This is a genomic window from Stenotrophomonas sp., from assembly GCF_059505245.1.
Genome location: NZ_JCACKF010000018.1, coordinates 1 through 26718, shown reverse-complemented (window position 1 = coordinate 26718; position 26718 = coordinate 1). Strand labels below are relative to the sequence as shown.

At 66.2% G+C, this 26718-nt stretch carries 27 protein-coding genes and 1 riboswitch; of the genes, 7 read left to right on the top strand and 20 right to left on the bottom strand.

Annotation, left to right across the window (positions count from 1 at the left end):
* Window positions 1-120: 120 nt before the first annotated feature.
* The 14 genes from AC5JLE_RS07735 to AC5JLE_RS07670 all read right to left on the bottom strand — a co-directional run bounded on the left by AC5JLE_RS07735 (window position 121) and on the right by AC5JLE_RS07670 (window position 10791).
* Window positions 121-1257, bottom strand: a complete 1137-nt coding sequence (locus AC5JLE_RS07735; RefSeq protein ID WP_496065176.1) for a hypothetical protein — start codon at window positions 1255-1257, stop codon at window positions 121-123.
* Between the two features lie 40 nt (window positions 1258-1297).
* Window positions 1298-2437 (bottom strand): hypothetical protein, encoded by a 1140-nt coding sequence (locus AC5JLE_RS07730; protein ID WP_053494634.1) that lies wholly within the window; start codon window positions 2435-2437, stop codon window positions 1298-1300.
* A 12-nt stretch (window positions 2438-2449) separates the two neighbouring features.
* Window positions 2450-2902, bottom strand: coding sequence for a hypothetical protein (locus AC5JLE_RS07725; protein ID WP_075076396.1), 453 nt, complete (start codon window positions 2900-2902; stop codon window positions 2450-2452).
* 1 nt (window position 2903) lies between these two features.
* Window positions 2904-4025 (bottom strand): hypothetical protein, encoded by a 1122-nt coding sequence (locus AC5JLE_RS07720; protein ID WP_146257713.1) that lies wholly within the window; start codon window positions 4023-4025, stop codon window positions 2904-2906.
* 31 nt (window positions 4026-4056) lie between these two features.
* The gene (locus AC5JLE_RS07715; protein ID WP_197561478.1) at window positions 4057-5208 is read right to left on the bottom strand and encodes a hypothetical protein; all 1152 of its coding nucleotides are present in this window, start codon (window positions 5206-5208) and stop codon (window positions 4057-4059) included.
* 61 nt (window positions 5209-5269) lie between these two features.
* The gene (locus tag AC5JLE_RS07710) at window positions 5270-6436 is read right to left on the bottom strand and encodes a hypothetical protein (protein WP_241884578.1); all 1167 of its coding nucleotides are present in this window, start codon (window positions 6434-6436) and stop codon (window positions 5270-5272) included.
* 2 nt (window positions 6437-6438) lie between these two features.
* Window positions 6439-6768 (bottom strand): phage tail protein, encoded by a 330-nt coding sequence (locus tag AC5JLE_RS07705; RefSeq protein WP_049441818.1) that lies wholly within the window; start codon window positions 6766-6768, stop codon window positions 6439-6441.
* Window positions 6765-8129, bottom strand: a complete 1365-nt coding sequence (locus tag AC5JLE_RS07700) for a phage tail tape measure C-terminal domain-containing protein (protein WP_197561479.1) — start codon at window positions 8127-8129, stop codon at window positions 6765-6767. The genes AC5JLE_RS07705 and AC5JLE_RS07700 overlap by 4 nt, the downstream gene beginning before the upstream one ends.
* 75 nt (window positions 8130-8204) lie before the next feature.
* Window positions 8205-8462: a DUF1799 domain-containing protein gene (locus AC5JLE_RS07695; protein WP_014645600.1), complete on the bottom strand. Its 258-nt coding sequence runs from the start codon at window positions 8460-8462 to the stop codon at window positions 8205-8207.
* Between the two features lie 50 nt (window positions 8463-8512).
* Window positions 8513-8821 (bottom strand): phage tail assembly chaperone, encoded by a 309-nt coding sequence (locus tag AC5JLE_RS07690; RefSeq protein WP_014645599.1) that lies wholly within the window; start codon window positions 8819-8821, stop codon window positions 8513-8515.
* The gene (locus AC5JLE_RS07685) at window positions 8821-9480 is read right to left on the bottom strand and encodes a phage tail protein (protein ID WP_014645598.1); all 660 of its coding nucleotides are present in this window, start codon (window positions 9478-9480) and stop codon (window positions 8821-8823) included. Before AC5JLE_RS07685 ends, AC5JLE_RS07690 begins: the two co-directional genes overlap by 1 nt.
* 71 nt (window positions 9481-9551) lie before the next feature.
* A complete protein-coding gene (gene gp17 / locus AC5JLE_RS07680; protein WP_014645597.1) occupies window positions 9552-9908 on the bottom strand; it encodes a tail completion protein gp17 in 357 nt (118 codons plus the stop codon).
* A 23-nt stretch (window positions 9909-9931) separates the two neighbouring features.
* Window positions 9932-10282, bottom strand: a complete 351-nt coding sequence (locus tag AC5JLE_RS07675; protein WP_014645596.1) for a head-tail adaptor protein — start codon at window positions 10280-10282, stop codon at window positions 9932-9934.
* Window positions 10279-10791 carry a head-tail connector protein gene (locus tag AC5JLE_RS07670; RefSeq protein ID WP_014645595.1) on the bottom strand — a complete coding sequence of 171 codons (513 nt, stop codon included), beginning with the start codon at window positions 10789-10791 and terminating at the stop codon, window positions 10279-10281. The genes AC5JLE_RS07675 and AC5JLE_RS07670 overlap by 4 nt, the downstream gene beginning before the upstream one ends.
* A 378-nt stretch (window positions 10792-11169) precedes the next feature.
* Between AC5JLE_RS07670 and AC5JLE_RS07665 the strand changes: the two genes are divergently transcribed.
* Both AC5JLE_RS07665 and AC5JLE_RS07660 read left to right on the top strand, forming a co-directional pair.
* Window positions 11170-12126: a cation diffusion facilitator family transporter gene (locus AC5JLE_RS07665; protein WP_197561481.1), complete on the top strand. Its 957-nt coding sequence runs from the start codon at window positions 11170-11172 to the stop codon at window positions 12124-12126.
* 111 nt (window positions 12127-12237) lie between these two features.
* On the top strand, window positions 12238-12663 hold the full coding sequence (locus AC5JLE_RS07660; protein ID WP_004153735.1) for an organic hydroperoxide resistance protein: 426 nt from the start codon (window positions 12238-12240) through the stop codon (window positions 12661-12663).
* 302 nt (window positions 12664-12965) lie between these two features.
* On the opposite strand, the gene mmsB is transcribed toward AC5JLE_RS07660, so the two are convergent.
* Genes mmsB through AC5JLE_RS07635 form a run of 5 tightly spaced genes read right to left on the bottom strand, consistent with a single transcriptional unit; the run spans window position 12966 to window position 18505 of the window.
* A complete protein-coding gene (mmsB, locus tag AC5JLE_RS07655) occupies window positions 12966-13856 on the bottom strand; it encodes a 3-hydroxyisobutyrate dehydrogenase (RefSeq protein ID WP_032962101.1) in 891 nt (296 codons plus the stop codon).
* Entirely contained in the window at window positions 13853-15028 is a 1176-nt protein-coding gene (locus AC5JLE_RS07650; protein ID WP_197561482.1) for an enoyl-CoA hydratase/isomerase family protein, read from the bottom strand. The genes mmsB and AC5JLE_RS07650 overlap by 4 nt, the downstream gene beginning before the upstream one ends.
* A complete protein-coding gene (locus AC5JLE_RS07645) occupies window positions 15025-15822 on the bottom strand; it encodes an enoyl-CoA hydratase (protein ID WP_005407685.1) in 798 nt (265 codons plus the stop codon). Before AC5JLE_RS07645 ends, AC5JLE_RS07650 begins: the two co-directional genes overlap by 4 nt.
* A complete protein-coding gene (locus AC5JLE_RS07640) occupies window positions 15819-16985 on the bottom strand; it encodes an acyl-CoA dehydrogenase family protein (protein ID WP_014645592.1) in 1167 nt (388 codons plus the stop codon). Before AC5JLE_RS07640 ends, AC5JLE_RS07645 begins: the two co-directional genes overlap by 4 nt.
* Before the next feature lie 14 nt (window positions 16986-16999).
* Window positions 17000-18505 carry a CoA-acylating methylmalonate-semialdehyde dehydrogenase gene (locus AC5JLE_RS07635; protein ID WP_014645591.1) on the bottom strand — a complete coding sequence of 502 codons (1506 nt, stop codon included), beginning with the start codon at window positions 18503-18505 and terminating at the stop codon, window positions 17000-17002.
* A gap of 115 nt (window positions 18506-18620) precedes the next feature.
* Here AC5JLE_RS07635 and AC5JLE_RS07630 point away from each other — a divergent pair, with 115 nt between their 5' ends.
* A complete protein-coding gene (locus tag AC5JLE_RS07630) occupies window positions 18621-19988 on the top strand; it encodes a helix-turn-helix domain-containing protein (protein WP_241884579.1) in 1368 nt (455 codons plus the stop codon).
* 132 nt (window positions 19989-20120) lie between these two features.
* Here AC5JLE_RS07630 and AC5JLE_RS07625 read toward each other — a convergent pair whose 3' ends face one another.
* Window positions 20121-22013 carry a patatin-like phospholipase family protein gene (locus tag AC5JLE_RS07625; RefSeq protein ID WP_241884580.1) on the bottom strand — a complete coding sequence of 631 codons (1893 nt, stop codon included), beginning with the start codon at window positions 22011-22013 and terminating at the stop codon, window positions 20121-20123.
* Between the two features lie 193 nt (window positions 22014-22206).
* Here AC5JLE_RS07625 and AC5JLE_RS07620 point away from each other — a divergent pair, with 193 nt between their 5' ends.
* The 4 genes from AC5JLE_RS07620 to pncA all read left to right on the top strand — a co-directional run bounded on the left by AC5JLE_RS07620 (window position 22207) and on the right by pncA (window position 26623).
* On the top strand, window positions 22207-23256 hold the full coding sequence (locus AC5JLE_RS07620; protein ID WP_014645588.1) for a bifunctional nicotinamide-nucleotide adenylyltransferase/Nudix hydroxylase: 1050 nt from the start codon (window positions 22207-22209) through the stop codon (window positions 23254-23256).
* A 64-nt stretch (window positions 23257-23320) separates the two neighbouring features.
* Window positions 23321-24730, top strand: coding sequence for a nicotinate phosphoribosyltransferase (locus AC5JLE_RS07615; RefSeq protein WP_197561817.1), 1410 nt, complete (start codon window positions 23321-23323; stop codon window positions 24728-24730).
* Window positions 24731-24863: 133 nt separating this feature from the next.
* Window positions 24864-25093: riboswitch (cobalamin riboswitch) on the top strand.
* A gap of 161 nt (window positions 25094-25254) precedes the next feature.
* On the top strand, window positions 25255-25941 hold the full coding sequence (locus tag AC5JLE_RS07610) for an epoxyqueuosine reductase QueH (RefSeq protein ID WP_080281917.1): 687 nt from the start codon (window positions 25255-25257) through the stop codon (window positions 25939-25941).
* Between the two features lie 55 nt (window positions 25942-25996).
* Complete coding sequence (gene pncA, locus AC5JLE_RS07605; RefSeq protein ID WP_014645585.1) at window positions 25997-26623, top strand: bifunctional nicotinamidase/pyrazinamidase; 627 nt, start codon at window positions 25997-25999, stop codon at window positions 26621-26623.
* Window positions 26624-26718: the final 95 nt, after the last annotated feature.

Here is a 26718-nt window from a genome sequence, read left to right as displayed (position 1 = left end):
GGGTGGCACGGGGTACCGTTCCTGGCCGCACGGTACGATGACGTGGTGGCCTGGGCGCAGCGAAGCAGTGGTGGTGAAGCAGGCGTGCTTTGGCGCCTGCGGAGCGGGGGTTGTCATGGCTCAGAGCTCCGCATCGGCCTGGACCAGCACCTGCGAGGTGGTCGACCACACCACCACCGCGCCCCAGAGCTGCATGTTGTTCGGCATCGAGGCGATGACTGCCGCGTCAACCGTGGACTGCCAGCTGGGCGCTCCGCCGTCGAAGTTGACCAGGTTGCCGGCATTGCCGAAGCCCACCAGGTTCAGCGCGGTGGACGGCGAGGAGATTCTGGGCGCTGAGCGTTTGCGCACCTTGAACGGGATGCACGCACGCGTGTCGCCGTTGGCGGTGTAGGTGATGCCGATGATCCGGTTTACATCCACCGTCTCGTAGTAGCGCTGGCACAACAGCAGCTCCAGTGCTTCGGACCGGCGGTCGAAGTCGGTGGCGGTATCGCCTTCTTCGATCTGCACTTCGGCCACTTGCACGCTGCCGCTCTTCTGCCCGGCGGCGAACGCGCGGCCGCCAAAATCGGCACCTGCGTCCAGCCAGAAGCTCAGTTGCAGGTAGCTGTCCGGGCCCAGCGTCTTGCCGGCAAGACCGGGAACTTCCACGGTGACCTGGTGCCATCGCCACAGCGTATCGAGCACGACCGAGGCGCCGATGCTGTCGCGCGCGGTAGACCCACCCGTTCCGTAGGACTGCTGCAACTCCACGCCGATGCGGAAGTCGTCCACCGAGGCGCGCGCCTTGAAACTGATCGTGACGGTGCGCCCGGCCAGTGTCCGGACATCCTCGATGCGCTGTTGGACCAGCGCCATGTTGCCGGCACCGGCAACGCTCTGCACCTCCAGCCGAAGCAGGTGGCGCGACCCAGCCAGCAGGCGCCCTCCCTGGCCGCCGCCTGGAGGCACATCCTCGCGTGAGGCAGCCACCTTGGTGCCGATGGCATTGACCGCCCAGCGGTCAGCGATGTAGCGAGAGCCCGTGGATGCAGGGAACGCTGCACCGCGCTGCCAGAACCGGAAGTCGCCGTTGATGAGCGGGTTCCTTCCGGCCATGCGGCCTTCCAGATGCATGAGCGCCGATTGCGCGTCGTCCAGACCAGCGTAGATCTCGGCGAAGTTGTCGTTGATCTTGGTGAACGCCGGCCGCTGGGTTTCACCTCGTTTGCCATTGGGCTGGACGGTGTCCAGGTCGATGATTCTTCGTGTCATGTGCAGTCCTCGCTGCGTGCGCCGGTGTTGACGGCCAAGGTCAGATCTCGGCGTCAGCCGCCCAGTTGCCGCCCACCAGATAGGCATAGAACGGCGTCAGGCCAGAACCGAAATCAAGCTGAAGCGTGAATCCATCGGGACGAAGGAACAGCGGGACAGCCATTCCGCGTGACCACCCGTTGCCGTTGAACAACGACCAGTAGCCGAGGGCCGGCGCCACTTCACTGTTGGAGTAGAGCGTGAGTGCGGGCACAGTGCGTTTGGCGACCTTGAAGGAGATCTGCTCACTGCGCGCCAGGCCTGCCTGGAACGCAGCGGCGACGCCCTGCGGTGACGGCATGCCAAGCTGCGGTGCCTGTTCCAGCGGGAAGCTCTTCTCGTAGTACCGCTGGCACAGCATCAGCTCGGTTGCGTCATCACGCATGTCGTAGTCGGTAGGTGTCGCCCCCTTCTCCAACTGCATGCAGGTCAGCGAAAAGGACCCAGACTGGCCGACAAGCTGTCCGCCATAACCACCGGGTGTCGCAAAGTCGACGATGACGTGCAGCTTGCTGTTGGCTCCCACGGTCTTGCCAGCAATGGATGGCAACTCGACGGTGAAGTACCTGAGCGCGGCCGCGGTGCCGATCTCCTGGACGCCTGCCCGGACCGTCACATCCGGAGACCCATTGGTACCAAACGTCTGGATGAAGCGAACGCCGATGCGGCAGCCCGGCGTCGCGGCCCATGCCTGCATGCTCAGCGTCACGGTACTTCCCGCCAGCGTCTGCACGCCTTCCACCGGCTGGGTGACGAACGCCTCGGTCGCGGCCGTCGATCCGGTGAGATCGCAGTTCATGAATCCCGTGACCCCGAATGCCGGGGCATCGAAGCTGCGGCGTGACACCGCGACCTGCCCCGCCCCGGTGCATACCACCTGGAAGCGATCGGGAACATACACCGCCAGAGGCGACACCACAGTGCGGCTGCTGCCCCGTTGCCAGAACCTGAAGTCACCGTTGATCAGCCGGTTCCGGCCGTTCTGCCTGCGCCGGAGATCCTGCACCGTGGTTTCGAGTTCATCCAGATCCGTGTAGAGATCGGCGAAGTTCTCATTGACCTTGGTGAAGGCCGGCCGTTGCGTCTCACCCCGCTTTCCGTTCGGCTGCACGGTATCAAGGTCGATTGTGCGTCGTGCCATGCGTCGTCCTCCTCAGCCGCCGATGATTTCCGGCGCCTGCTCGGCAGGCCAGCCGAATGCATCCGGCTGCGGCAGTTGCGCCTGGACCTGCCGCCAGTCCGGCGCGTTCTCCTCGGCGGTGGACTCAATAGTCTCCAATGCGAGGTTGACCCCGTCGCGCCAGGCAATCATGGCGATGGCGTCCTGCGCATAGCGCGGCACCGCACTGCCCGCGTAGCTGCAGCAACTCTCGATGCTGTCATAGCCGCGATCGCGGGCACACTGGGCCATCCACTCCCACGCCTTTCCGCGGATGAAGCGATGGAACTGCGCCGAGCCGGGTACGAACAGCGGCGGTACCGGCTCCGGCTCATTGCCTGCCGTACACCAGGCTTCATAGTCATTCCACAGACGGTGGCCACGTGGAATGAAGGCGCCGGTCTGCAGGCACTTGATGGTGTCGATCTCTTCGGTCAGTTGATACATGTCATAGCTCCGCGTCGGCGGTCCAATGGAAGGAGGAGCCCCAGTTGCCTGCGGCGGATTGGTAATTGACCTGTGCGCCGGACTGGCCGGCATATACGATGGATGTCACCGTGCCGATGCCGCCGCTTGCGCCGGATATGCGCCCTGCCTGCCCGTTCACATCGCTGTAGACCGTGTAGGCTGGGATGGCCCGCTTGGGCACGCGACACCGGATATGCGAGGTGCTGCCAACGCCGACACTGCGGTCGTAGAACTGGTTGTCGCGTCCGATGCCATCGGCCGTGCCAGGCGGCACATCCAGGTTGTAGCTCTTCTCGTAGTAGCGCTGGCACAGCTGCAGCTCGTGGGCCAGCGGGCGCAGGTCGAATGCCGTTGCCCTGTCGCCGCGCTCCAGCTGCATCATCGCAAGGCCGAACTCTCCGCTCTGACCGGAGATGACACCGCCATAGGCATCGGCGCACAGATCCACCACCAGCCACAGGAAATCGCTGTCGGCATTGCTGCCCAGCGTCTTCCCCTTCACCGATGGCAATCGCGCACTGAGCTGGAAATAGGTCCAGGACGCGGCGGTGACCGCTACGGTTCCCAGCTCTACGCTGACCGCGGCGGACGGCGAACCACCGGTGCCAAAGTGCTGGATGAGACGAACACCGATGCGTTTTCCTGGCGGGCCATAGGCGAAGCCGGAAACCACCACTTCGCCGTCGGACAGCGTGGCGACCCCTTCGACCTTCTGTGCGACATAGGCGCTGCTGCCTGCACTGACCTTGGAGACAACGCTGTTGAGGAAACGGCGCGATTCCGGCGCGGCACCGCCGGCAGGAAGATTGGCCCCGCGATTTGCGGTATGCGTGCAGCTCAGCGCTGCCACGGTCCAACGATCGGCCACATAGATCTCGCCGCCTTGGGTGGTGCCAGTGCTGGCCCGCTGCCAGAAATCGAAGTTGCCGTTGATCAGGCGGTTCCTGCCTGGAGCCGCGCTCTGCAAAGCGCTTTCCAGCGAATCCAGCGCGCCATACACTTCGGCGAAGTTGTCGTTGATCTTGGTAAACGCCGGGCGCTGGGTTTCGCCCCGCATTCCGTTCGGCTGAACGGAATCGAGGTCGATGATTTTTCTCGTCATTGCTGTCGTCCTGTTCCCTGCGGGCGCCCCATCAAAGCTCGGCGTCGGCCCACCAATGCCACCAGCCGCCCCAGCGGCCTGGATTGTTGGTCCAGCTGACTTCGTACCCGGAAGGCGAGGCGTAGTTGACCAGGCAGGGCACGCGGGAGATGTTGTCTTCCGCGATGTGTCCATCCTGCTGGATGTTGTCGGCCGAGATGATCATCACGTAGGGATGAGCGCGCTTTGCCGTCTGGAATCGCACGCTCTGGTAATGCGCCATTCCCGGTGAGTTGATCGAGAATGCCTCGCGCCCTTCGTTGTGCGCCGTGTTGGGTACGATGTCGAGGTTGTAGCTCTTCTCGTAGTAGCGCTGGCACAACGCCAGTTCCACACCTGGCGGCCGCCAGTCGAAGCGTGTCGCTGCGCGGCCCGATTCGACCTGGAACTGGGTAAAGCCGAACGAGCCGTTCTGTGCCACCAGCTCGCCCTTCTGACCAGCACCGCACAGGTCGAACACTACGTAGAGGTGGTCGTTGCCGTTGCTGCCGAGCACCTTTCCCCGGGTACTCGGCAACGTCACCGTGATGCTGTGACGTTTGGCGGTGGTGCCCAGTGTGAGCACACCGGCTTCCAGCACCACCTGCGGCGAGGGTGAGCCGCCGGTTCCGAAATCCTGGATGACACGCACGCCCACACTGCGACCGGGCGCATCAGAGTTCGCCCATACCGAGATCGTGATGTCTCCGCTTGCACTGCCGACACCCTCGATCTTCTGCCCCATCCAGGCGCCACTTCTGGCGATGGCCTCGGATACGGTGCAGACCAGAATCGACCGTGTATCTTCCGGAAATCCGGCCTGCCCGTCGTACGCCACCCGCTGTACGTCGTGGTTGCAGACCAGCGCCGAGTTCGTGAAACGGTCGGCGAAGAACACTTCCGCGCCCAGCGTCCCCGACCCAGTGCCGACACGACCAGATGTACGGCGCTGCCAGAACTGCAGGGCACCATTGATGAGCAGATTCCTGCCTGGAACGCGCTCGGTGATGGCATTCCCCACGATCTGCGGGATTTTCGCCACCTCAGTCAACGCGTCGTAGACTTCGGCGAAGTTGTCGTTGATCTTGGTGAACGCCGGGCGCTGTGTTTCACCCCGCTTTCCGTTCGGTTGAACGGAATCGAGGTCGATGATCTTTCGTGGCATTTGTGCTGTTTCCTTGATGGTTTCGGTTGCGAAGGAACGCTCTCCAGCCCTCCCGCGGACCTCAGATTTCGGCATCCATGGTCAATCCAGTGCCCTCCGCTGCCGAATCTCCGCTCTGCAAGATGCCGGCCTGACCCGCTGCGGCAGTGTTCAGCGCACCGATGATGGTCATGCGGGTCGACGTAACTTCCGCCGCACTGAGCGCTGTCAGGCTGGTTGCACCGTCTCCCGTGAGCAGCCGCCATTGCGATGGGTTCGAGAAGGCGACCGCGGGTACCGACCGCATTCGCTGATTGAATCGGTAGGTGAGGTACACCGCGTTGTCGCCCCGGATCAGGCCCACGCCCGCGTTGAAGCGCGATCCACCGTCGAACGGCACGCCAGTGGCATCCACCTGGTAGTAGCGTTGGCACAGCCGCAGCTCTTCCCCCTTCGGCCTCCACTCGAACGGCGTCGCGAGCGGGCCCGCCTCCCACTGGAACTCTCCGAAGTACAGCTGGCCCTGTTGCGCGCCCAGTCCTGCGGTGCGGCTGGCGAACTGCGTGCCCGCCGTCACCCATATGCAGACCACGGCCGCACCGTCACCGGACAGTACCTTCCCTGAGATGGAAGGCAGGGTCACCGTCCTGCGGATCCGGTTCAGGCCGGAGGCCAGCTCGACCACCTCCGGCGCGATTCCCAGCACAGGCGTGCTTCCCCCCGCGCCAAAGGTCTGGGCGAATTCAAGGGCGATCTTCCGCCCGGCGGCGCCGGCGTTGAACACCAGGAACGAAACGGTGCTCTCCACGCCCGCGAAGTTGCGGACGTCTTCCACGCGCTGCTCGAAGACAAAGAAGTGGTTTGTGCCATCCGTATTGCCACTCGAACTGACCGACAACGTGAAGGTGCTGAACGGGAAGTTGTTGTCGCCTGCCGCTGCGGGATTGCGCTTGAACACGGCGTCTTCGACGTTGCCCATCTGCAGGAACCATCGGTCGGCTGTGTAGTTCCCGGAGATGCCGAAGCTGCTGCCGCGCTGCCAGATGTCGAGATTGCCATTGATCAGGCGATTGCGCCGTGCCGGCGCGCGCATCATGGTATCGGCGAGCTGCCCGGGCAGGCCGTCGACTGCCTGGCCAACCTGCTGGAAGTTCTGGTTGATCTTGGTGAAGGCCGGCCGCTGGGTCTCCCCACGCTTTCCGTTGGGCTGGATGGTATCCAGGTCGATCCGTTGAAGATCCATGCTCATGCCTACGCGTGGAAGGTCTGCTCGAAGGTGGCGGTGATGGTCGATACCTGGCCGCCGAGATGGCTGTCGGTGTAGGAATCACACATGTACAGCCCCTGCCCCAGTGGCCCTTTCCACAGGAAGCTGCGGCCGGCATGACCATCCAGGAAGGTCACGATCTCGTTGATCGTTTTGCGGTTGCCGACGAACTGCAGCTGGTAACTGCGTGAAGTGGCGTTCAGGCCATCGGCAGCGGCCTGCGCATAGCCATCTCCGAACTTCGCGCGCTTCACTGCGGCGGTGGTTGTTCCAGTACTCTGGCTGGTTGCCGGCCAGGTGAAGGTGTCGGTCATTGCATGGCACTCCTGCTGAGCACACCACCTGCCTTCAGGTCACGACTCTGCAGCTCGCGGTACTTGCGTTCCACGAACTGGCCGATTTCGTTGCCGAACTGCTGCAGCATGCTTTCGTTGGTGGTGACTTCCTTGCCACCGTTGTTGTCGATGCGGATGCTGACTCCCACTCCGCCGCCACCGCCGCCACCGTGCGCGGCCACACCCAGGCGGCCGTCCGGCCCGCGCCGCAGCGGCATGATCGCTTCCGGTCCCGCTTCGCCGAACACGCCGGCGCCCTTGGCGAAGGCGAACAGCTGCGGAGTGTTGTAGACACCGCCGGAATAGGCCGACAGGCTCGGCGACTGGTAGACGCCACCGTTGGCGTTGGCCTCCACCCCCGTGCCATATCCGAACAGGCCCGCGATCTTTTTGACGCCCCAGACGATTGCCTGTTGGATGGCGATCATCTTGAGATCGGCGATGATCGACTTGGCCAGATCCTTGTAGTTGGACTTGCCCGTCTTCACGAAGCTCTGCAGTGCCGCCTCTGCGCCGGTGAACGCCTTGGAAAAGGCATCCTGGGTGGACTTGGCGGAGTTCTCGGTCTTTTCCATGTACTCGCCGAGCGCGCTGCCGAAGCCCTTGCGGAACCCCGAAAGTCCTGTGGTGCCCTTGGTGTCCTTGGCGTCCTTGGTTTCGCCCGCCTTGGCATCACCGGCCTTGGCGTCCTTGGCAGTCGCCACGCCTGCAGCCACCGCCGCCGCGTCCGTCGCTGCATCCTTTGGCGTCAGGTCGACCCCCATCAAGCCGGCGATCTTCCTCGCCCCCCAGACCAGTGCCTGCTGTGCGGCGATCATCTTGAGGTCGGACAGGATGGACTGGGCCAGTTCCTTGTACTTGGACTTGCCGGTGGTCACGAAGCTCCTCAACGCTTCGTCGGCGCCGGTGAATGCTTTGTCGAAGGCTTTCTTGGCAGCCGTGGCGGTGTTCTCGGTCTTGCCGATATAGTCGCCGAGCGCGCCGCCAAGGCCCTTGCGGATGCCTGCCAGGCCCTTGTCGTCCTGTTGGGCCTTCTCTTCCTTCTTTGCAGCCTTGCCGGCGTCCGCGCCCGCTGCGGTTGTTCCTGCCTTCGTCGCCGCCTGCAGCTGCGTGTTCAGGGCGGTCAGCTGCGTGGACAGTGCGGTGACCAATGATGCGCTGGTGGTCAGCACGGCATTGAAGGCCTGCTGCACCGTGTTGATCTTCTCCAGCTGCCGCTGGAACTCCTGTGTGGTGCCGGTCATCTCGGTCATGCCGCGCCTTGCTGCCTGCATGGCCGTTTCCAATGCGTTGCTGGCCTCCACGGTGGTCCGTATGCTGCCAGGCGATGTAGTGCTCATTGAGTGTTCCTCGGGAGAGTCGGCTCCGCTTCGGCGGAGCCTGGATCGGCCATCGGCATTGCCGCGATGACCGGCTCATTCCTGTTGCATCTGCTCCAAGGCAGCGCGTTCGATGATGCGGATGGCCGCCATCACCTCGTCATGCTGGTCGCCGTCGAGCGCTTCGCGCTCCAGCTCCCGGTAGACCACGTTGTAATCCAGCCCGATCGGGCCACCTGCGCCGACGCGCCACTGGGTGGCAACCCGCGAGAAAAGTTCGATGGGAAGCACGCACTCCGGCCACAGCTCGACCTGCGGCGGTGGAAAGTGCTTTGCCTTCAATCCAAGCTTCATCAGCTCGGACTCGGTGGGGGCCCGCCAGTACAGGGCCCCCACCGCCTCGATCAGTTTCCCTTGCGTGCGACCTGCAGGGCCTGGGTGTAGCCACCGATGATGGCGCCATCCAGGCCGGCCTGCTGCTGCAGCGCCAGCTCGACGCCGGCGGTGTCCAGCGCCACATCGGCATCCCAGTCCACCACGATGTCCAGGATGGCCTGGGCCACGCTCAACGTGTCATCGCCCAGACGCTCCAGCAGGCTGGCGTAGTCGGCTACCGACAGGTGCCGGTAGGTCAGGTTGAGCTTCTGCTCGCGGCCGTGACCGACGATGGTCAGGGTGCTCTTGAAGCTCTCCGGCGCCTTGACCTGGAACATCAGGCGCCCTCGACCAGGATGGAGTCTGCCAGCGCGGTGAAGGTCGCGGTGGTGCCCATCGGGGTGTTGGCGGCCATGGTCGGGTCGCCGTTGTAGCTCAGGTAGCCGTACCAGTACAGCACGTCGCCACCGACCAGCTTGGCCCGCAGGATCACCGGCTCGCCCTTGGCGTCAGCGTTCTTCAGTGCCGAATACCACGGCTTCTTCGGATCGTAGAACAGCGGCAGGGTGATGGTCTTGGCGTTCTTGAAGGTCGGCATCTGGACCTGGCGACCGGTCGGGTCTTCGAGCAGCGTGCCGCTCCAGTACTGCTGCTCGCCACCGGCGGTGGTCGGGTCGCCCTGCTGGTCCAGGTCGACGAAGGCGCCCGCCTTGCGCAGTACACCGGCACCGCTGGTGCCGGGGAACAGCACGGTATCGGTGGTGTCGATGCCCAGCAGTTCAACGCTGCCGGTGGCTTCAGCACCGGCGCGGGTGGCGCGGTTGTTCAGGGCCGGCCAGCCCGGCAGTTCGATGACCACCACATCGCCGGTGTCGACGCTGTTGGCGGCAACGCTGGCCAGCGCCGGCGCGGCCTTGGAGATCGCGCTGGTGGCGATCGCGGTGGAGACGACCGGTGCGAAGCCGAACTGGGTGCCCTTGGGAAGCTTGAGTGCCATGGTGTATTTCCTCGTTGGATAAAAAAAAGCCCGGCGAATGCCGGGCTGGGGTGTTGCACGGGTGATGCGGTTTACGGGTCGACGTACCACAGGCCGAAATCGAGCCGCGCGCCGTACTTGTGCAGCATCGGCTCATGCACGGCGATTGCAGCGCCGAACGATTCGGCGGTCGGCAATCCTGCGCATACCTGATCCTCGATGTTGCGGATCAGGGTGTTGGCCTGGGCGCGGCTGTCTGCCCAGACGGTCAGCTGCACGCGAGCGTGCTTCTGTTCGGGAATGGAACCTTCGTTGAACCACACGGACTGTCCACCCATCTGCTGGTAGACGGCACACGGATAGATGACCGGTTCCGGCGGAAGGTCGGGATACAGCCGGCCCTGCAGCAGCGGGGCCAGCAGCGCGTGCAGCTGTGCTTCGTAACTCATCGCGGTGTCCTGGTTGGCGTCGCTCAGGCGATGCCTGAAGACTGTTCGGTGAACAGCACCGTGGTCTGGCGCCGGCTGAAGTCGGGCGCAACGCCGGTGATGTTGAAAACACGACCGTCATGCACGATGCGCATGCCGGCCTGGATGCCTGCCTGTCGTGCGGCTGCCAATCGGACATGGAAGCGCTGGCGCCGGATCGTTGCCGGCAGGCGGCTTTCCAGCGTCAGCCGCTGCACGCTGTCTGCGCGGTCGGCGATGATGGCGGCCCACAGTTCTGCCACCGGCTGCCAGGCGTCCAGCGGCTGCCCCCACGCATCGAGCTGGCCGTCCTGGCGCTCGATGCGGATGCGGCGATTGAAGTGGCCGGCGTTCATGGCGTTGCTGCCGATCGGTACGGATCAAGCAGCGCGGCCACGCCGAACGGCAGCTCCATTGCGATGGCAGCGGCGCCTGCCGGTGCATCGAACGTCTGCGCAGAGACGACCACGGCTTCGCGATGGGCGTACAGGTGGCCCAGCAACAGGCGCACCGCTGCACGGATGCTGTCGTTGACCGGCATGCCCTGCAGCAGGCGCGCACTGCGCGCGGTCGCCACGGCCAGGCGGCGATCGGCCACATCACGCATGGCCTTGGCCTTGGCCGCGTTGGTCTCGGCATTGGCGGCGGCAACCGCGGCTTCATGCCCGGTCACCGCCGCCGCCATGTCCTGCGGCAGCTGGTCCAGCGCCTGGTCCAGCGCGGCCTGATCGGCGTACAGCTCGCGGCCCAGATAGGCCGCGGCTGCGTCGCTGGCTGCGGCCAGCAGGTCACCCAGGATGGCGTCGTCAAAATCGCCGTCGATACGGCAGTGCGCGCGGCACTGCTCAAGGGTCAGCAGGGGCATCGAATCCTCCTTCGTTGATGGATGTGGAGTGCCCCGATCCTGCGCGCACGGCGGCGCCCCACGCGATCACCAGGACGGCGCGGGAAAGGCAGGATCGGGGCGGAAAACAGAACGGCTGCGACGGGGACGTCAGGGCCGGTGGCGGTGACCTCGCAGCGCGCGACGGCGCAAACGAAAGAAGCCCCCGGGGTCACCGGAGGCTTCTATGTCATCGTGGTACAAACGATACGCTTGGGGTGTGCACCCGTCAATCCGCAAACGGTTACCAGTCTGGTGACTTTTCCAGGCGCTGTGCGGGCGTGGTCATGGCGACGTGCCGCAGGCTGGATAGAATGGCAACGCGCTGCTTCCGCAGCCCATTTCCCGCTGGATTCCCGCATGCCTGCCACCCCCGAACGCTTCTTCGATGCGCGTACCGAACAAGGCGTGCTGCGCCTGTCCATCGCAGGCTCATTGCTGCTGGCTGCCGCTGCGGTGGTATTTGGTCTTCTGGCCAATTCCTCGCTGATCATCTTCGATGGCATCTACGGCCTGATCGATGTGGTGATGACGTGGCTGTCACTGCTGGTCGCGCGTCTGATCGCACTGTCCACCAGCACCGACGCGCTGCAGTCGCGGCTCAACCAGCGCTTCACCATGGGCTTCTGGCACTTGGAGCCCATCGTGCTGGGGGTGAGCGGCACGCTGATGATCGGCGCGGCACTGTATGCGCTGGTCAATGCGGTGGATGCGCTGATGTCCGGCGGCCGCCACATCGCACTCGGCCCAGCCATCGCCTTCGCCGGGTTGTCGATCATCGGCGAAGGTGCGCTGGCCTGGTTCGTGCTGCGCGTCAACCGCCGCATCGGTTCGGAGTTCATCGCGCTGGACGCGAAGAACTGGGTGATCGCCGCCAGCATGTCGGCCTGCTACCTGCTGGCCTTCCTTGGCGGCGTACTGGTGCGCGGCACCTCGCTGGCCTGGGTCGGGCCGTACATCGACCCGGCCATCCTCGCTTTCGTCTGCGTGCTGGTGATGATCGCCCCGCTCGGGACGGTGCGCCGGGCGCTGGCCGGCATCCTGCTGGTCACCCCGCCGGAACTGCAGGCGCACGTGGACGCGGTGGCACGCGCGATCGTGGCCAAGCATGGCTTCGTCGAGCATCGCAGCTACGTCGCCCAGGTGGGGCGTGGCGAGCAGATCGAGTTGTTCTTCGTGGTACGCGAGGACGACCCGCCGCGGCCCCTGCTGGAATGGGACCAGCTGCGCGACGAGATCGGCGATGCGCTGGGCGAGGCCTCGCCGGACCGCTGGCTGACCATCATGTTCACCACCGACCGCGAGTGGACGATCTAGGCCAACAGGACGATCAATCAAGTTTTTCGTACGGACTGCAACCCAACGTACGCAGAAACCGGGCAAAGTAGGCTCCATAGCAGTACCCACCCACTGATCAGGAGCATCCCGATGTCCATCGAAAAGGTTCTGTATACCGCCCAGGCCACCTCCACCGGCGGCCGTGAAGGCCGTTCCGTCTCGTCCGACAACGTGCTGGACATCCAGCTGTCGACCCCGCGCGAGCTGGGTGGTGCCGGCGGCCCGGGCACCAACCCGGAACAGCTGTTCGCCGCTGGCTACTCGGCCTGCTTCCTGGGCGCGCTGAAGTTCGTGGCCGGCCAGGCCAAGGTCGCGCTGCCGGCCGACACCACCGTCACCGGCAAGGTCGGCATCGGCCAGATCCCGACCGGCTTCGGCATCGAGGCAGAGCTGACCATCAACGTGCCGGGCGTGCCGCGCGAGCAGGTGGAAGAACTGGTGCAGAAGGCGCACATCGTGTGCCCGTACTCCAACGCCACCCGCGGCAACATCGACGTGACGCTGATCGTTGCCTGATGCGGTGCCGGGGTCGGATCCCTTTGCCACCGGCAAAGGGCTCTGACCCCATCCCAGGCCCGCACGGCTATATGGGGTCAGAGCCCTTTCGCGTTGCGAAAGGGATCCGACCCCCAAAAAAATGGGCGGATGCCGGTCGAAACCGGGCATCCGCCCATCCCACCTCGGGTGGGCCCCAGCACGTGGCCGGGGACGCATTCGCTGCGGCGCGCATCCATCCTTCTGGAGAAGAGCCCCCTTGTTGTTCAAGGGGGCGCGCCAACGGCGCGGGGATAAGGTGGAATGCGCGGACCAGCGACCAGTTACTGGTCGCTGGTGATGAGCTGCACGACGCTGGAGAAATCCAGCTTGCCGCGGCCGGCCTGGTGGTTCATCGAGTAGAGATTGCGGGCCACTTCGCCCAGCGGAATCGAAGCGCCGACACTCATCGCCGCTTCCACCGCCAGGCCCATGTCCTTCAGCATCAGATCGCTGCCGAAACCGCCGCTGTAGCCACGCGAGGCCGGCGCATTCTCCAGCACGCCCGGCCACGGGTTGCACACTTCGGTGGCCCAGCTGCGGCCGGTGCTGACCGCCATCATCTGCGACAGCACCTTGGGGTCCAGCCCGTGCGCCACGCCCAGTGCGATGGCTTCACCGGTCACCGCCATGATCACGCCCAGCGCCATGTTGTTGCACAGCTTGGCGACCTGGCCAGCGCCGCTGGCGCCGACGTGGAAGATGTTCTTGCCCATCGCCTGCAGCACCGGGCGTGCGCGTTCCAGCGCGTCTTCCTCGCCGCCGACGATGAAGGTCAGGGTGCCGGCCTGGGCGCCGGCGGTACCGCCGGACACCGGCGCGTCGATCATCTGCAGGCCACGCGCGGCGGCCGCTTCCGAGACCTTGCGGGCACTGGCCGGGGCGATCGTGCTGCAGTCGATGACCAGTGCACCGGCCGGGATCGCGGCAAGAATGCCGTCGTCGCCCAGGTACACGCCTTCGACATGACGGCTGGCCGGCAGCATCGAGATCACCACTTCGGCATCGGCCAGGGTGTCGCGCGCCGACGATGCAGCGCTGGCGCCGGCGTCGACAGCGGCCTGCACCGCGGCCGGAACCAGATCGAATACGCGCACGCTGTGGCCGTTCTTGACCAGATTGGCGGCCATCGGGCCACCCATGTTGCCCAACCCGATGAATGCAATGCGGCTCATGCAAGGCTCCTTTCAACAAGGGGAGTGCCCAGGTCGGCCAGCGGATGCGCGGCGTCGGCCCAGGGGGAAGCGAAGAAGGTGTCTGCCCACGCGCCAGTGGCCTCGGCCAGGGTGGCCGGGTTCCACTGCGGGTTGCGGTCCTTGTCGACCAGCAGCGCGCGGATGCCTTCGGCGAAATCACCATGGGCGGCGCAATGCAGGGCGACGATGTACTCCAGGCGGTAGATCGCGGCCAGGTCCTGGCCGGCACTGCGGCGCTGCAGTTCGTACGCCAACCGTGCCGAACCCGGTGCACCGGCAGCAAGGGTCTTCTGAGCCGCCTGCAACCAGGCGTCGTCGGTCTGCAGGCCGGCAATGCGCGCCACGATGGCTTCAAGGTCATCGCCTTCGCACAACGCATCGACCTGCGCCGCGTGGGCCAGCAGTGGACCGGTGGCGGCATCGCTGGCATGCGACTGCAGCAGATGGGTCAGGCGTTCGTGGTTGTGTGCGGTGTCATTGGACCAGGCCACCTGCAGCAGCGCATCGAACACCGCGCTGCGGCGTTCTTCGGCCACGTGCACGTCGGCCAGGCCGGCGTAGATGGCATCGCCCGGGTTGAGCAGTGCGCCGGTCAGGGCCAGGAACAGGCCACCCTTGCCCGGCACGCGCGACAGCAGCCAACTGCCACCTACATCGGGGAACAGGCCGACGGTGATTTCCGGGAAGGCCAGCTTGGAGCGTTCGCTGACCACACGGTGGCTGGCGCCGGACATCAGGCCGATGCCGCCGCCCATCACGATGCCGTGGCCCCAACACAGGATCGGCTTGGTGTAGGTGTGGATGAGGTAATCGACGCGGTATTCGACGTCGAAGAACTCGGCGGCATAGGCGTTCTGGCGGATGTCGCTGTGGCCGGCCTCACGGAAGGCGACCATGGCCTTGTACAGGCTGTGCAGGTCGCCACCAGCACAGAACGCCTTTTCGCCGGCGCCCTGCAGCACCACCATGGCGATGCCATCGTCGTCGGCCCAGGCATTCAGCTGGTTCAGCAGCAGGTGCGCCATCGGCAGCGAGAAACCGTTGAGCGTACGCGGCGCATTGAGCGTGGCGATGCCGATGCGCGTGCCGTTGCCGGCCACGCGCTCTTCGAACAGCACCGGTGCGTCGTCGGCAGCGGTATCCGTGCTCATGCGTTCTTCCACTGCGCGGCGCGCTTTTCCAGGAAGGCAGTCACGCCCTCGACCTGGTCGGCGGTGTCGAACAGGTCGACGAAGGCTTCGCGCTCGGCCACCAGCGCCGAGGCGTGGGTGCCGGTGCGGGTGGACTGCACCAGGGTCTTGCAGGCGGCGATGCTGGTCGGGCTCTGCTTGCCGGCCTTCTTCGCCCATTCCAGCGCCAGCGCCTTGGCTTCGCCCTTGCCGACCTTTTCTTCGGCCAGGCCAATGCGCAGCGCGGTCTCGGCGTTGATGCGCTCACCCAGCAGGATCATGCGCTTGGCCCAGCCCTCGCCGACCAGGCGCGGCAGGTTCTGGGTACCGCCGGCACACGGCAGCAGGCCGACGGTGGCCTCCGGCAGCGCGACCTGGGCATGGTCTTCAATGATGCGCAGGTCGCAGGCCAGCGCGCACTCCAGGCCACCGCCCATGGCGTAGCCGTTGATCGCGGCGATCGACACGCCACGGAAACCGGACAGCGCTTCGAAGGCTTCACCGAAGCGGCGCGCGGCCTCACGTGCAGCGGCCTTGTCGCCGGAGGCGAACTGGTTGAGGTCGGCACCGGCGGAGAAGAATTTCTCGCCATCACCGGTGATCACCAGCGCGTAGATGTCGCGGTCTGCGTTGAGCGCGCCGACCAGGTCGCGCAGCGCCGACAGGCTGTGCACGGTCCAGGTATGCGCCGGCGGGTTGTTCAGGGTGACCACGGCGGTGTGGCCATCGACCTCCACCTTCAGGCCCACGTGCTCCTGGGTACGCCAATCCTTCATCGCAGTTCCTCTTCGGTGTTGAGCAGGTGACGGGCAACAATCACCCGCATGATCTCGTTGGTGCCTTCCAGGATCTGGTGCACGCGGCAGTCACGCAGCAGGCGCTCGATCGGGTATTCGCGGATGTAGCCGTAGCCCCCGTGGATCTGCAGCGCTTCATTGCAGACGTTGAAACCGGCATCGGTGGCGAAGCGCTTGGCCATCGCGCACCACACGTTGGCATCGCTGGCACCGGCATCGAGCTTGCGTGCCGCGGTGTGCACCATCTGCCGTGCAGCCACCAGCTGGGTGACCATGTCGGCCAGCTTGAACTGCAGCGCCTGGAACTCGGCCAGCGCCTTGCCGAACTGGCGGCGCTCGCCCATGTAGCGGCGCGCAGCATCCAGTGCACCCTGTGCGGCACCCAGCGAGCAGGCGGCGATGTTGATGCGGCCGCCGTCCAGCCCCTTCATCGCCAGCTTGAAGCCGCCGCCTTCCTCTCCCAGAAGGTGGCTGACCGGCACGCGGACGTTCTCGAAGGTGATGCCACGGGTGGGCTGGCTGTTCCAGCCCATCTTCTCTTCCTTGCGGCCGAAGCTGATGCCCGGCAGGTCCGCCGGCACCGCAATGGCGCTGACACCGCCGGCACCGGCACCGCCGGTACGCGCCATCACCACCAGCAGCTCGGTGGCACCGGCGCCGGAAATGAAGGCCTTCGAGCCGTTCAGCACGTAGAAGTCGCCATCGCGCACGGCGGTGGTCTTCAGCGACGCCGCATCGGAACCCGCACCCGGTTCGGTCAGGCAGTACGAGGCCAGCTTGCTGCCCGAGGACAGATCGGTGCCCCACGCATCGCGCAGGGCCGGCTGGCCCCACCTGGACACCATCCACGAGGCCATGTTGTGGATGCTGATGTACGCCGCGGTCGACGGATCGACGTTGGCGAGCTCCTCGATGACGACGGCGGCGTCCAGTCGGCTCAGGCCGCTGCCGCCCACTTCCGGGTCCATGTACAGACCGCAGAAGCCCAACTCACCGGCCTTGGCGATCGCCTCGCGCGGAAAGATGCCCTCCGCATCCCATCGCGCGGCGTGCGGCGCCAGTTCGGCCTGTGCGAAGTCGCGCGCCGCCTCGCGGTACGCCTGCTGCGCTTCTTCCAGTTCCGTCGTCATCGAGTGGCTCATGGCTGCTCCTGCCGTTACTTCAGGCTGATCGTGGTGTTGACGCCGTGGCTCAGCGTCTCGTCATCGAACCAGCGCGCGGTGACCGTCTTGGTCTGGGTGTAGAACAGCACCACCTGCTTGCCATACGGGCCCAGGTCACCCAGCTTGGAGGCGCGCGAACCGGTGAACGAGAACAGCGGCACCGGCACCGGGATCGGCACGTTGATGCCGACCTGGCCGACGTCGATGTCTTCCTGGAACTTGCGCGCGGCAGCGCCGGACTGGGTGAACAGTGCGGTGCCGTTGCCGTTCGGGTTGCTGTTGACCATCGCGATGGCCTCTTCCAGCGTTTCCGCTTCGAGGATGACCAGCACCGGCCCGAAGATTTCTTCCTGGTAGATGCGCATGTCGGTGGTGACACCGGCAAAGATGGTCGGGCCAACGAAGTTGCCCTTCTCGAAGCCATCGACCTGCGGCTTGCGGCCATCGAGCACCAGCTTGGCGCCCTGCTCCACGCCCGAGGCGATCAGGCCTTCCACGCGCTCGCGGGCGCTGCAGGAGATGACCGGGCCGACGTCGGTACCGGACACGGTGCCGGCGCTGACCTTCAGGGTCTGGGCCTTGGCCACCAGGTCCTGCACCCAGTTGCGCGCTTCACCGACCAGCACCAGCGTGGAAGCCGCCATGCAGCGCTGGCCAGCGGCACCGAAGGCGGCACCGACCATTGCGTTGAGGGTCTGTTCCTTGTTGGCGTCCGGCAGCACCACGGCGTGGTTCTTGGCGCCCATCATGCACTGCACGCGCTTGCCGGCCAGCGAGGCGCGGTTGTAGACGTGTGTGCCGACGCGGGTGGACCCGACGAACGACACGGCCTTGATGTCCGGGTGGTCGCAGATCGCGTTGACCACTTCCTCGCCGCCGTGGACGACGTTCAGCACGCCCTTGGGAATGCCGGCTTCCAGCGCCAGCTCGACCAGGCGCATGGTGACCATCGGGTCCTGCTCGGACGGCTTGAGGATGAAGGTGTTGCCCGTTGCAATCGCCATCGGGAACATCCACAGCGGAATCATCGCCGGGAAGTTGAACGGGGTGATGCCAGCGCACACGCCCAGCGGCTGCATGATCGTGTAGGTGTCCACGCCATTGGCCACGTTGTTGGCCAGCTCGCCCAGCTGCAGGTTGCCGATGGCGGCGGCGTGCTCGACCACTTCCAGGCCGCGGAACACATCACCTTCGGCGTCCGGCAGGGTCTTGCCCTGTTCGGCGGTGAGGATGTGGGCCAGCTCACTCATGTTTTCGCGGATCAGCTGCTGGTACTTCAGGAAGATGCGCGCGCGGGTGCCGATCGGGGTCTTGCGCCAGGTCTTGAAGGCTTCCTTGGCGGCGGCGACGGCGGCGTCCACTTCGCCGGTGGTGGCGAACGGCACCTGGGCCAGCACGTCCTGGGTGGCCGGATTGATCACGTCCTGCCAGTGGGAAGTGGCCGATTCAACGAACTGGCCATCGATCAGCATGCGGATACGGGGCGCTGCAACAGTCATGACGACAATCCCACAGGGTGCGAAAGATGCTTGGCATTATTCACAGCACCCGGCTCGATTTCCGGGCTGAATCCGCTTAATCTGGCCAACGCGCCCCACGATTCCTGTTAATTCTGTGAATTATTCAGCTCCCCAGCGGCAACTCGGCCTGCGCCTGCTGCGGCTGCGCGAGCAGCGCGGCTACAGCCAGGCCGATCTGGCGCGTGCGCTGGGGCTGTCGGCCAGCTACCTGAACCAGATCGAGCGCAACAAGCGCCCACTGACACCGGCGGTGCAGAAGAAGCTGGGAGAGGTGCTGGGCGACGTTTCCTCGCTGTTCGATGACGATGAGCCCGCCGCCCTGCAGGAGGCGCTGGGCGAAACCCTGCGCGACCTGGGCCTGGCCGAGGTCAGCGCGACCGAACTGCGCGCCCTGGCCGGCAACCTGCCGCAGGTCAGCCGCGCGCTGTTGGACCTGCACCGTCGTCACCTGGCGCTGCGCGAGCACGCGGCCGCACTGGAGTTCCAGCTGGGCGAGCCCGGCGCCGGCAGCACCCTGCCGGCCGGCGACCAGGTGCGCGAGTTCTTCAACCGCATGCACAACCACATTCCCGAACTGGACGAACTGGCCGAACGCCTGTTCGCCGAGTGGGGGCTGTCGCCCGGGCATGTGGCACCGCGGCTGCGCCAGCTGCTGGCCGACCGCCATGGCGTGCTGGTGGAAGTGGCCGCACTGCAGGCCGGGCGCGAAAAGCGGCACTACGATGCCGGTGCGCGGCGGCTGTGGCTGCCCGATTACCTGGAGCCCGGACAGCAGGCGTTCCAGATGGCGGCCGAGCTGGCCCTGCACGGCTACCTGCCGCAGATCGATGCGGTGGTGGCGCGCGCCGGGTTCACCGATGAGGCACGCATCGCGCAGGCGCGGATCGGTCTCTCCAACTATTTCGCCGGTGCGCTGGTGATGCCGTACATGCGCTTCCTGCGTGCAGCCGAAACCAGCAGCTACGACATCGAACTGCTGGCGCACCAGTTCGGCGTCGGCTTCGAAGCGGTCTGCCACCGGCTGAGCACGCTGGCACGGCGCAGCGCGCCCGGCCTGCCGTTCTTCTTCATCCGCGTGGATCGGGCGGGCAACGTCTCAAAGCGCCATTCGGCCACCGATTTCCACTTCTCGCAGGTGGGTGGATCGTGCCCGCTGTGGATCGTCTACGAGGCGTTCAACCAACCCGGGCGCATCCTCACCCAGACCGCGCGCATGCCCGATGGCCGCCGTCATTTCTGGCTGGCGCGGCAGGTCAGCAGTGGCCCGGTCGGCCATGGCCAACCGCGCAAGACCTTCGCGGTGGCGCTGGGCTGCGACCTGCAGCATGCCGAACGCCTGGTGTATTCACTGGGGCTGGATGTGCAGAGCCCGGGCAATTCGGTATCGATCGGCCCGGGGTGCCGGGTATGCCCGCGCGAGGACTGCATGCAGCGCGCGTTCGCGCAGTTGCCGGGGCGGTAGGGGGTTCTGCAGGGCTGCGCCCTGCACCCGTGGTAGCGCCGGCCGCTGGCCGGCAAGAGCAGCAACCACTGCGGGGTCAGATCCGTTTTCCTGCGGAAACGGATCTGACCCCGATTCGACCGCAGGATCGGGTCAGTAGATCGGGGTCACCTTCATCTGCGGCAGCGGACGCGGTGCGCCGTCGGTGAGGTCGGGGCCGAGGTCCTCCCAGGTGCGGCCCTGCTCGACCATCAAGCCCCACAACTGCTGCGAGGCCAGCCGTTTGTCTTCCGAGCCCAGCTTGTACGACGGTGGCGTCGGCTGACCGCTGGCGACCATCGCGTACGCCGCGCGGTAGGCCAGCACCTGCTGCGCCGGATCATCGGTGCGCGCCACTTCCAGCGTGTAGCGCTGGTAGGCCGAGGCCAGGTTGCGCCAGCGGATCCAGTAGTGGTTCTCGAACGAGAACGAACAGAAGCGCGCACCGGCCAGGCTGCCCTTGTCGGCGATGCGGGAGAGTACCTCCTGCGGCATGTCCAGGTTCATGCCGCCTTCGTCGCCCTGCAGGCTGACGTGCACGATGCGGTCGCGGTAGCCCGGTGCGCGCGCCTGCAGCAGGTCGCGCCAGTTCTGCATGGTCGCCACCACCGCGAACAGGAAACGACCCAGCTCGGCTGCGGCCAGTGGCGTGGCGATGGACTGGTAATGCCGTTGCCAGCCGTGGCGGTTTTCGGTGGGCAGGAACACCGCATGTTCCAGCGCCTGGCGGCCACCGCTGCCCTGGCTCACCGCTTCGGCGTGCTGTGGATAGACCAGGTTGATGGCGAAGGTCGGCCAGCGCGGCAGCGCGGCGTCGAACAGATGGATCGGGAAGTTGCTGCTGATGCCGCCATCGGAGAACCAGCAGATGCGGAAGGCGGTGATCACCGGGCCGCAGGTCTGCCCGGCACTGGTCAGCCCTTCCATGCTGTCGGCAACGTTGTGCTCCTGGTCGGCTGCGGGGGCGGTCGGTTCGCAGCGTCGTTCGCGGCGTGAGGGTTCATGCAGCGGCACCGCGCTGATCAGCAGCGGGAAGCTCAGGCTCATGCGCGTGGCCACCAGCACCGGCAGCTTCGGGCCCTGTGGCAGGTGGTAGTACTGCCGCCCGTCCACCTCCAGCGGCGGGCCGGCCTGGCTCACCAGCCACTGCACCACGCCGGCGGGGAACAGCTGCTCGAACTCCTCGCGCAGGAACCAGAACTGCGCACCGCCCAGCGGCAGCGTGCGCGGCTCATTGTGCGAGATGCAGGTGGTGATCATCTGCAGGCTGATCGCATGCGGGCTGTCCGGCTCACCGGCGTAGCGCGGCGCATCGTGCAGGTCGGCGAAGGTCAACGGTGCATCCAGCGGCTTGCCCGACAGCTGCTGCAGGCATTCATGCAACCACTCGGTCAGCGCCGGCCTGCGTGGATCGCGGCTGAGGCCGCTGCACAGGCCCAGCAGGTTGCGACGCGCCACCCGCGCGACCCGCAGCGCGGCACCAGCCACACCCGCACCGTAGGCGCACAGCAGTGATGGCAGCAGCGTGGCGGCCACGCCGCTCCAGCCACCGCCCCACCAGCCCAGGCCGAGCAGCAGCGCCAGCGACACCAGCACTTCCAGCGGCGCGATCTCGAATACCGCAACGGCCAGGCACAGCAGTTTGTGCGGCAGGCGGGCATTGCCGGTCAGCACCACCAGCAGCCGATAGGCCGCGCGCGCGCCGCGCGCCGGCTGGAACAGGCTGTAGATGAAGCCGCGCCGGGACAGCTGTGCCGACACCGCCGACAGCCCGCCATAGCCTGCATCGCCGGGCAGCTGCTCGCCGGCCTGCTGGCGGCGATCGCCACAGGCCGCTGCAGCCGCCACCGCTGCCGCAATGGCGCCGGCTGAAGTGCCGCCGATGCTCTTGAAGCGATACTCGCGGGCCAGCGCCAGTACCGCATTGGGGTACACGATGCCGCTGGTGATGCCGCCTTTCATGACCAGATCGCAGTACTTGTCCGCCACTGTCTTGCCCCCGAGCATGCCGTCCGCCGCGTGGGTTGCAGTATGGCGCAGGGGCTTCTCAGGGCCTGAGAACAACGGCGCAGTCCGCGCACGCAATGCGCCGTTCAGCAGAAAGCACGGCTGCAGGCTTGACCCGCCCCGCCATCGGCGTAGCATCTGCAGCAAGCCAAGGGACAGACCCGCGGCTGCCACAACGACATGAGGGATTCTCATGGAATTCGACTATCTCGTCTTCATCGGGCGATTCGAGCCCTTCCACAACGGCCACGCCGCCGTTGCCCGCCTGGCCCTGAGCCGGGCCCGCAAGCTGATCTTCCTGGTCGGCTCTGCCGATACCCCCCGCAGCCTGCGCAATCCCTGGACCGTGGCCGAACGCGCCGTGATGATCCAGGCGGCCCTCGACGGCCACACCGACCGTCTGCTGATCCGCCCGCTGCGTGACCACCTGTACAACGAAGCACAGTGGATCGCCAACGTGCAGCGCCAGGTGGCTGACGCCCTGCGCAACGACGGTGCCGCCGCCGATGCCAGGGTAGGCCTGATCGGCATGGACAAGGATGCGTCCAGCTACTACCTGCGCGAGTTCCCGCAGTGGCCGCTGGTGGACGTGCAGCACACCGCCACCCTGTCGGCCACCGAGCTGCGGCGCTACCTGTTCGAGGCCGGCGACGTCGACTTCCACGGCGCGCTGCTGATGCTGCGTGGCAATGTGCCGGCGCCGGTGTACGACATGCTCGAAGCGTTCCGCAAGAGTGCGCCTGCGTATGGCCAGCTGGTGGCCGAGTACCGCTTCATCGAACAGTACAAGGCCGCCTGGAAGGATGCGCCCTACGCGCCCACCTTCGTCACCACCGATGCGGTGGTGGTGCATTCGGGCCACGTGCTGCTGGTGCGTCGCCGCTCGGAACCCGGCAAGGGGCTGTGGGCATTGCCCGGCGGCTTCGTCGGCCAGGAACAGAGCCTGCTCGACAGCTGCCTGCGCGAACTGCGCGAGGAAACCCGCCTGAAGATTCCGTTGCCGGTGTTGAAGGGGTCGCTGAAGGGCCAGCAGGTGTTCGACCACCCGGACCGCAGCCAGCGTGGCCGCACCATCACCCACGGTTTCCACTTCGAGTTTCCGGCCGGCGAGCTGCCGCCGGTGCGCGGTGGCGACGATGCCGACAAGGCACGCTGGATACCGGTGAGTGAAGCACTGGACATGGGCCCTCAGCTGTTCGAAGACCACCTGCACATCCTGGAGTACTTCCTCGGCCGCGGCTGACCGGCCCGGCTTTCCCACTGGCGGATAGACCGCCGGTGCCACCCGACGCGAAGGAGCTTCCGTCATGCACTACCTCGATAATCTTCTCCTCAACACCGACAGCTACAAGGCCAGCCATTGGCTGCAGTACCCGCCGGGTACCGATGCCACGTTCTTCTACGTCGAATCACGTGGCGGCCTGCACGATCGCACGGTGTTCTTCGGCCTGCAGGCGATCCTCAAGGACGCGCTGGCACGACCGGTCACCCACGCCGACATCGACGACGCTGCGGCGGTATTCGCCGCGCATGGCGAACCGTTCAACGAGGCCGGCTGGCGCGATATCGTCGACCGGCTTGGCGGCCACCTGCCGGTGCGCATCCGCGCCGTTCCCGAGGGCAGCGTGGTGCCCACCCACCAGGCACTGATGACCATCGAGTCGACCGATCCGGCCGCGTTCTGGGTGCCGTCGTACCTGGAAACGCTGCTGCTGCGCGTGTGGTATCCGGTCACCGTGGCCACCATCAGCTGGCACGCACGGCAGACCATCGCCGCGTTCCTGCAGCAGACCAGCGACGACCCGCAGGGGCAGCTACCGTTCAAGCTGCACGACTTCGGCGCGCGCGGTGTATCGAGCCTGGAATCGGCCGCGCTGGGCGGTGCCGCACACCTGGTCAACTTCCTCGGCACCGATACCGTATCGGCGCTGTGCCTGGCGCGCGCGCACTATCACGCGCCGATGGCCGGCTATTCGATTCCCGCCGCCGAGCACAGCACCATCACCAGCTGGGGCCGCGAGCGCGAGGTGGACGCCTACCGCAACATGCTGCGCCAGTTCGGCACGCCCGGTGCGATCGTGGCGGTGGTATCGGACAGCTATGACATCTACCGCGCCATCAGCGAGCACTGGGGTACCACCCTGCGCGATGACGTGATCGCCTCGGGCGCCACCCTGGTCATCCGCCCCGACTCGGGCGACCCGGTGGAGGTGGTTGCCGAAAGCCTGCGCCGGCTGGATGAAGCGTTCGGCCACACCCTCAACGGCAAGGGCTACCGCGTGCTCAACCACGTGCGGGTGATCCAGGGCGATGGCATCAACCCGGATACCATCCGCACCATCCTGCAACGCATCACCGACGACGGCTACGCCGCCGACAACGTAGCCTTCGGCATGGGCGGTGCGCTGCTGCAGCGGCTGGACCGCGATACGCAGAAGTTCGCACTGAAGTGCTCGGCGGCGCGGGTCGAGGGTGAGTGGATCGACGTCTACAAGGATCCGGTCACCGACGCCGGCAAGGCCAGCAAGCGTGGCCGCATGCGCCTGCTGCGCCGCCTGGACGATGGCAGCCTGCATACGGTGCCACTGCCGGCCAACGGCGACGACACCCTGCCGGACGGCTTCGAGGACGCAATGGTGACCGTGTGGGAGAACGGCCGCCTGCTGCACGACCAGCGGCTGGACGACATCCGCACGCGGGCGGCCGTGGGGCATTGAAGGTGCATCCCGACCGGGGTCAGAGCCCGCTGCGTGGCAGCGGGATCCGACCCCTTCCTTCCGCTGGGGTCGGATCCCGTTGCAGCGTAGCGGGTTCTGACCCCTGCGCTCTTGACCGGCGCCACCAACAGGTCCACCTTGCACACGCCGAAGGTATCCCTCCCATCGCTGCGGCGCGGGGAGGGATTTAAACGGGAATCCGGTGAAGGCGCCTCGCGCGTCCATTCCGGAGCTGCCCCGCAGCGGTGAATGGAAACGAATCCTGCCAACAGCACTGGGCTCGCGCCTGGGAAGCGGCGGGTAGTAGGTGGGCTGCGGCCCGTGTCCATCAGCCCGAATACCGGCCCCGGCCGGGGGACACGACCGTCCCCTGACTCGACCTGGAATCTCCGCGGGGAGGTTGCCGGGGCCGTCGTCGTCCTGCGCGTGCAGGCGGTGTGGCCGCGCGCGTCCTGTTCACGGTATCCGGCCAGACCCGTTCACCCACGCGCTGATGCATGGGCCACCGCCGTTGCCGGCGGTCCATGCGGTACCTGACGATGACCGAGCTCCAACGCCCCACCCTGACCCTGCCCGCCGACGGCAAGCGCCTGCTGCTGCATTCGTGCTGCGCGCCCTGTTCCGGCGAAGTGATGGAGGCGATCACCGCCTCCGGGATCGACTACGCGATCTTCTTCTACAACCCCAACATCCACCCGGTGAAGGAATACGAGCTGCGCAAGCAGGAGAACATCCGCTTCGCCGAGCAGCACGGCATTCCTTTCATCGACTGCGACTACGACACCGACAACTGGTTCAGCCGTGCGCGGGGCATGGAAAACGAACCCGAACGCGGTATCCGCTGCACGATGTGCTTCGACATGCGTTTCGAGCGCACCGCGCTGTATGCGCACGAGCACGGCTACGACACCATCAGTTCGTCGCTGGGCATCTCGCGCTGGAAGAACATGGCGCAGATCAACGACTGCGGGATCCGTGCGGCGTCGCGCTATGAAGGCCTGCAGTACTGGGACTACAACTGGCGCAAGGGCGGCGGCGCCAGCCGCATGATCGAGATCAGCAAGCGCGAGCAGTTCTACCAGCAGGAATACTGCGGCTGCGTGTACTCGCTTCGCGATGCCAACCGCCATCGCCGCGAGAATGGCCGCGAGCGGATCAGGATCGGCCTGCTGTACTACGGGCAGGACGCTGGGACGCCACAGGGCGATTGACGTGCAGGCATGGGGCGGCCACGCTGGTCGCCCCTTCTGTTGTAGCGGACCTGCCATGACCGCCCTGCCCGCCGATGTCGCCCTGCTGGTGATCGACCTGCAGCCGGACTTCATGCCCGGTGGCGCCTTGGCCTGCGACCAGGGCGATGCGCTGGTGGCACCGATCGCCGATCTGTTGGCGCAGCGCCGCTACCGCACCGTGGTGGCGACCCAGGACTGGCACCCGGCCGACCATGCCTCGTTCGCCAGCCAGCACCCCGGCCAACGCCCCTTCGAGACCATCCTGCTGCACGCGCAGCCGCAGACGCTGTGGCCGGACCACTGCGTGCAGGGCAGCGCCGGTGCCGCGCTGCACCCGGGCGTGGACTGGACCGTGGCCGACCTGATCCTGCGCAAGGGCACGCGCCAACAGGTGGATTCGTACAGCGCCTTCCGCGAGAACCATGGCCCAGATGGCGAGCGCCCGGCCACCGGCCTGGCCGGCTGGCTGCACGAGCGCCGCATCCGCGAAGTGCACGTGTGCGGCCTGGCCCGCGACTACTGCGTGCTGTGGAGCGCGCAGGATGCGGTGAAGTCCGGCTTCCGGGTGAAGTTCCTGTGGGACCTGACCCGGCCGGTGACCGAAGCCAACGACGCGATGGTGCGCGATGCGCTGGGCAAGGCGGGAATCGCGACCGCCTGACCCACGACGGTAGTGCCGGCCGCTGGCCGGCAACGCCTGGATCCCTGCAGTTGCCGGCCCACGGCCGGCACTAACGGATAAAATCCGTGCGTTGC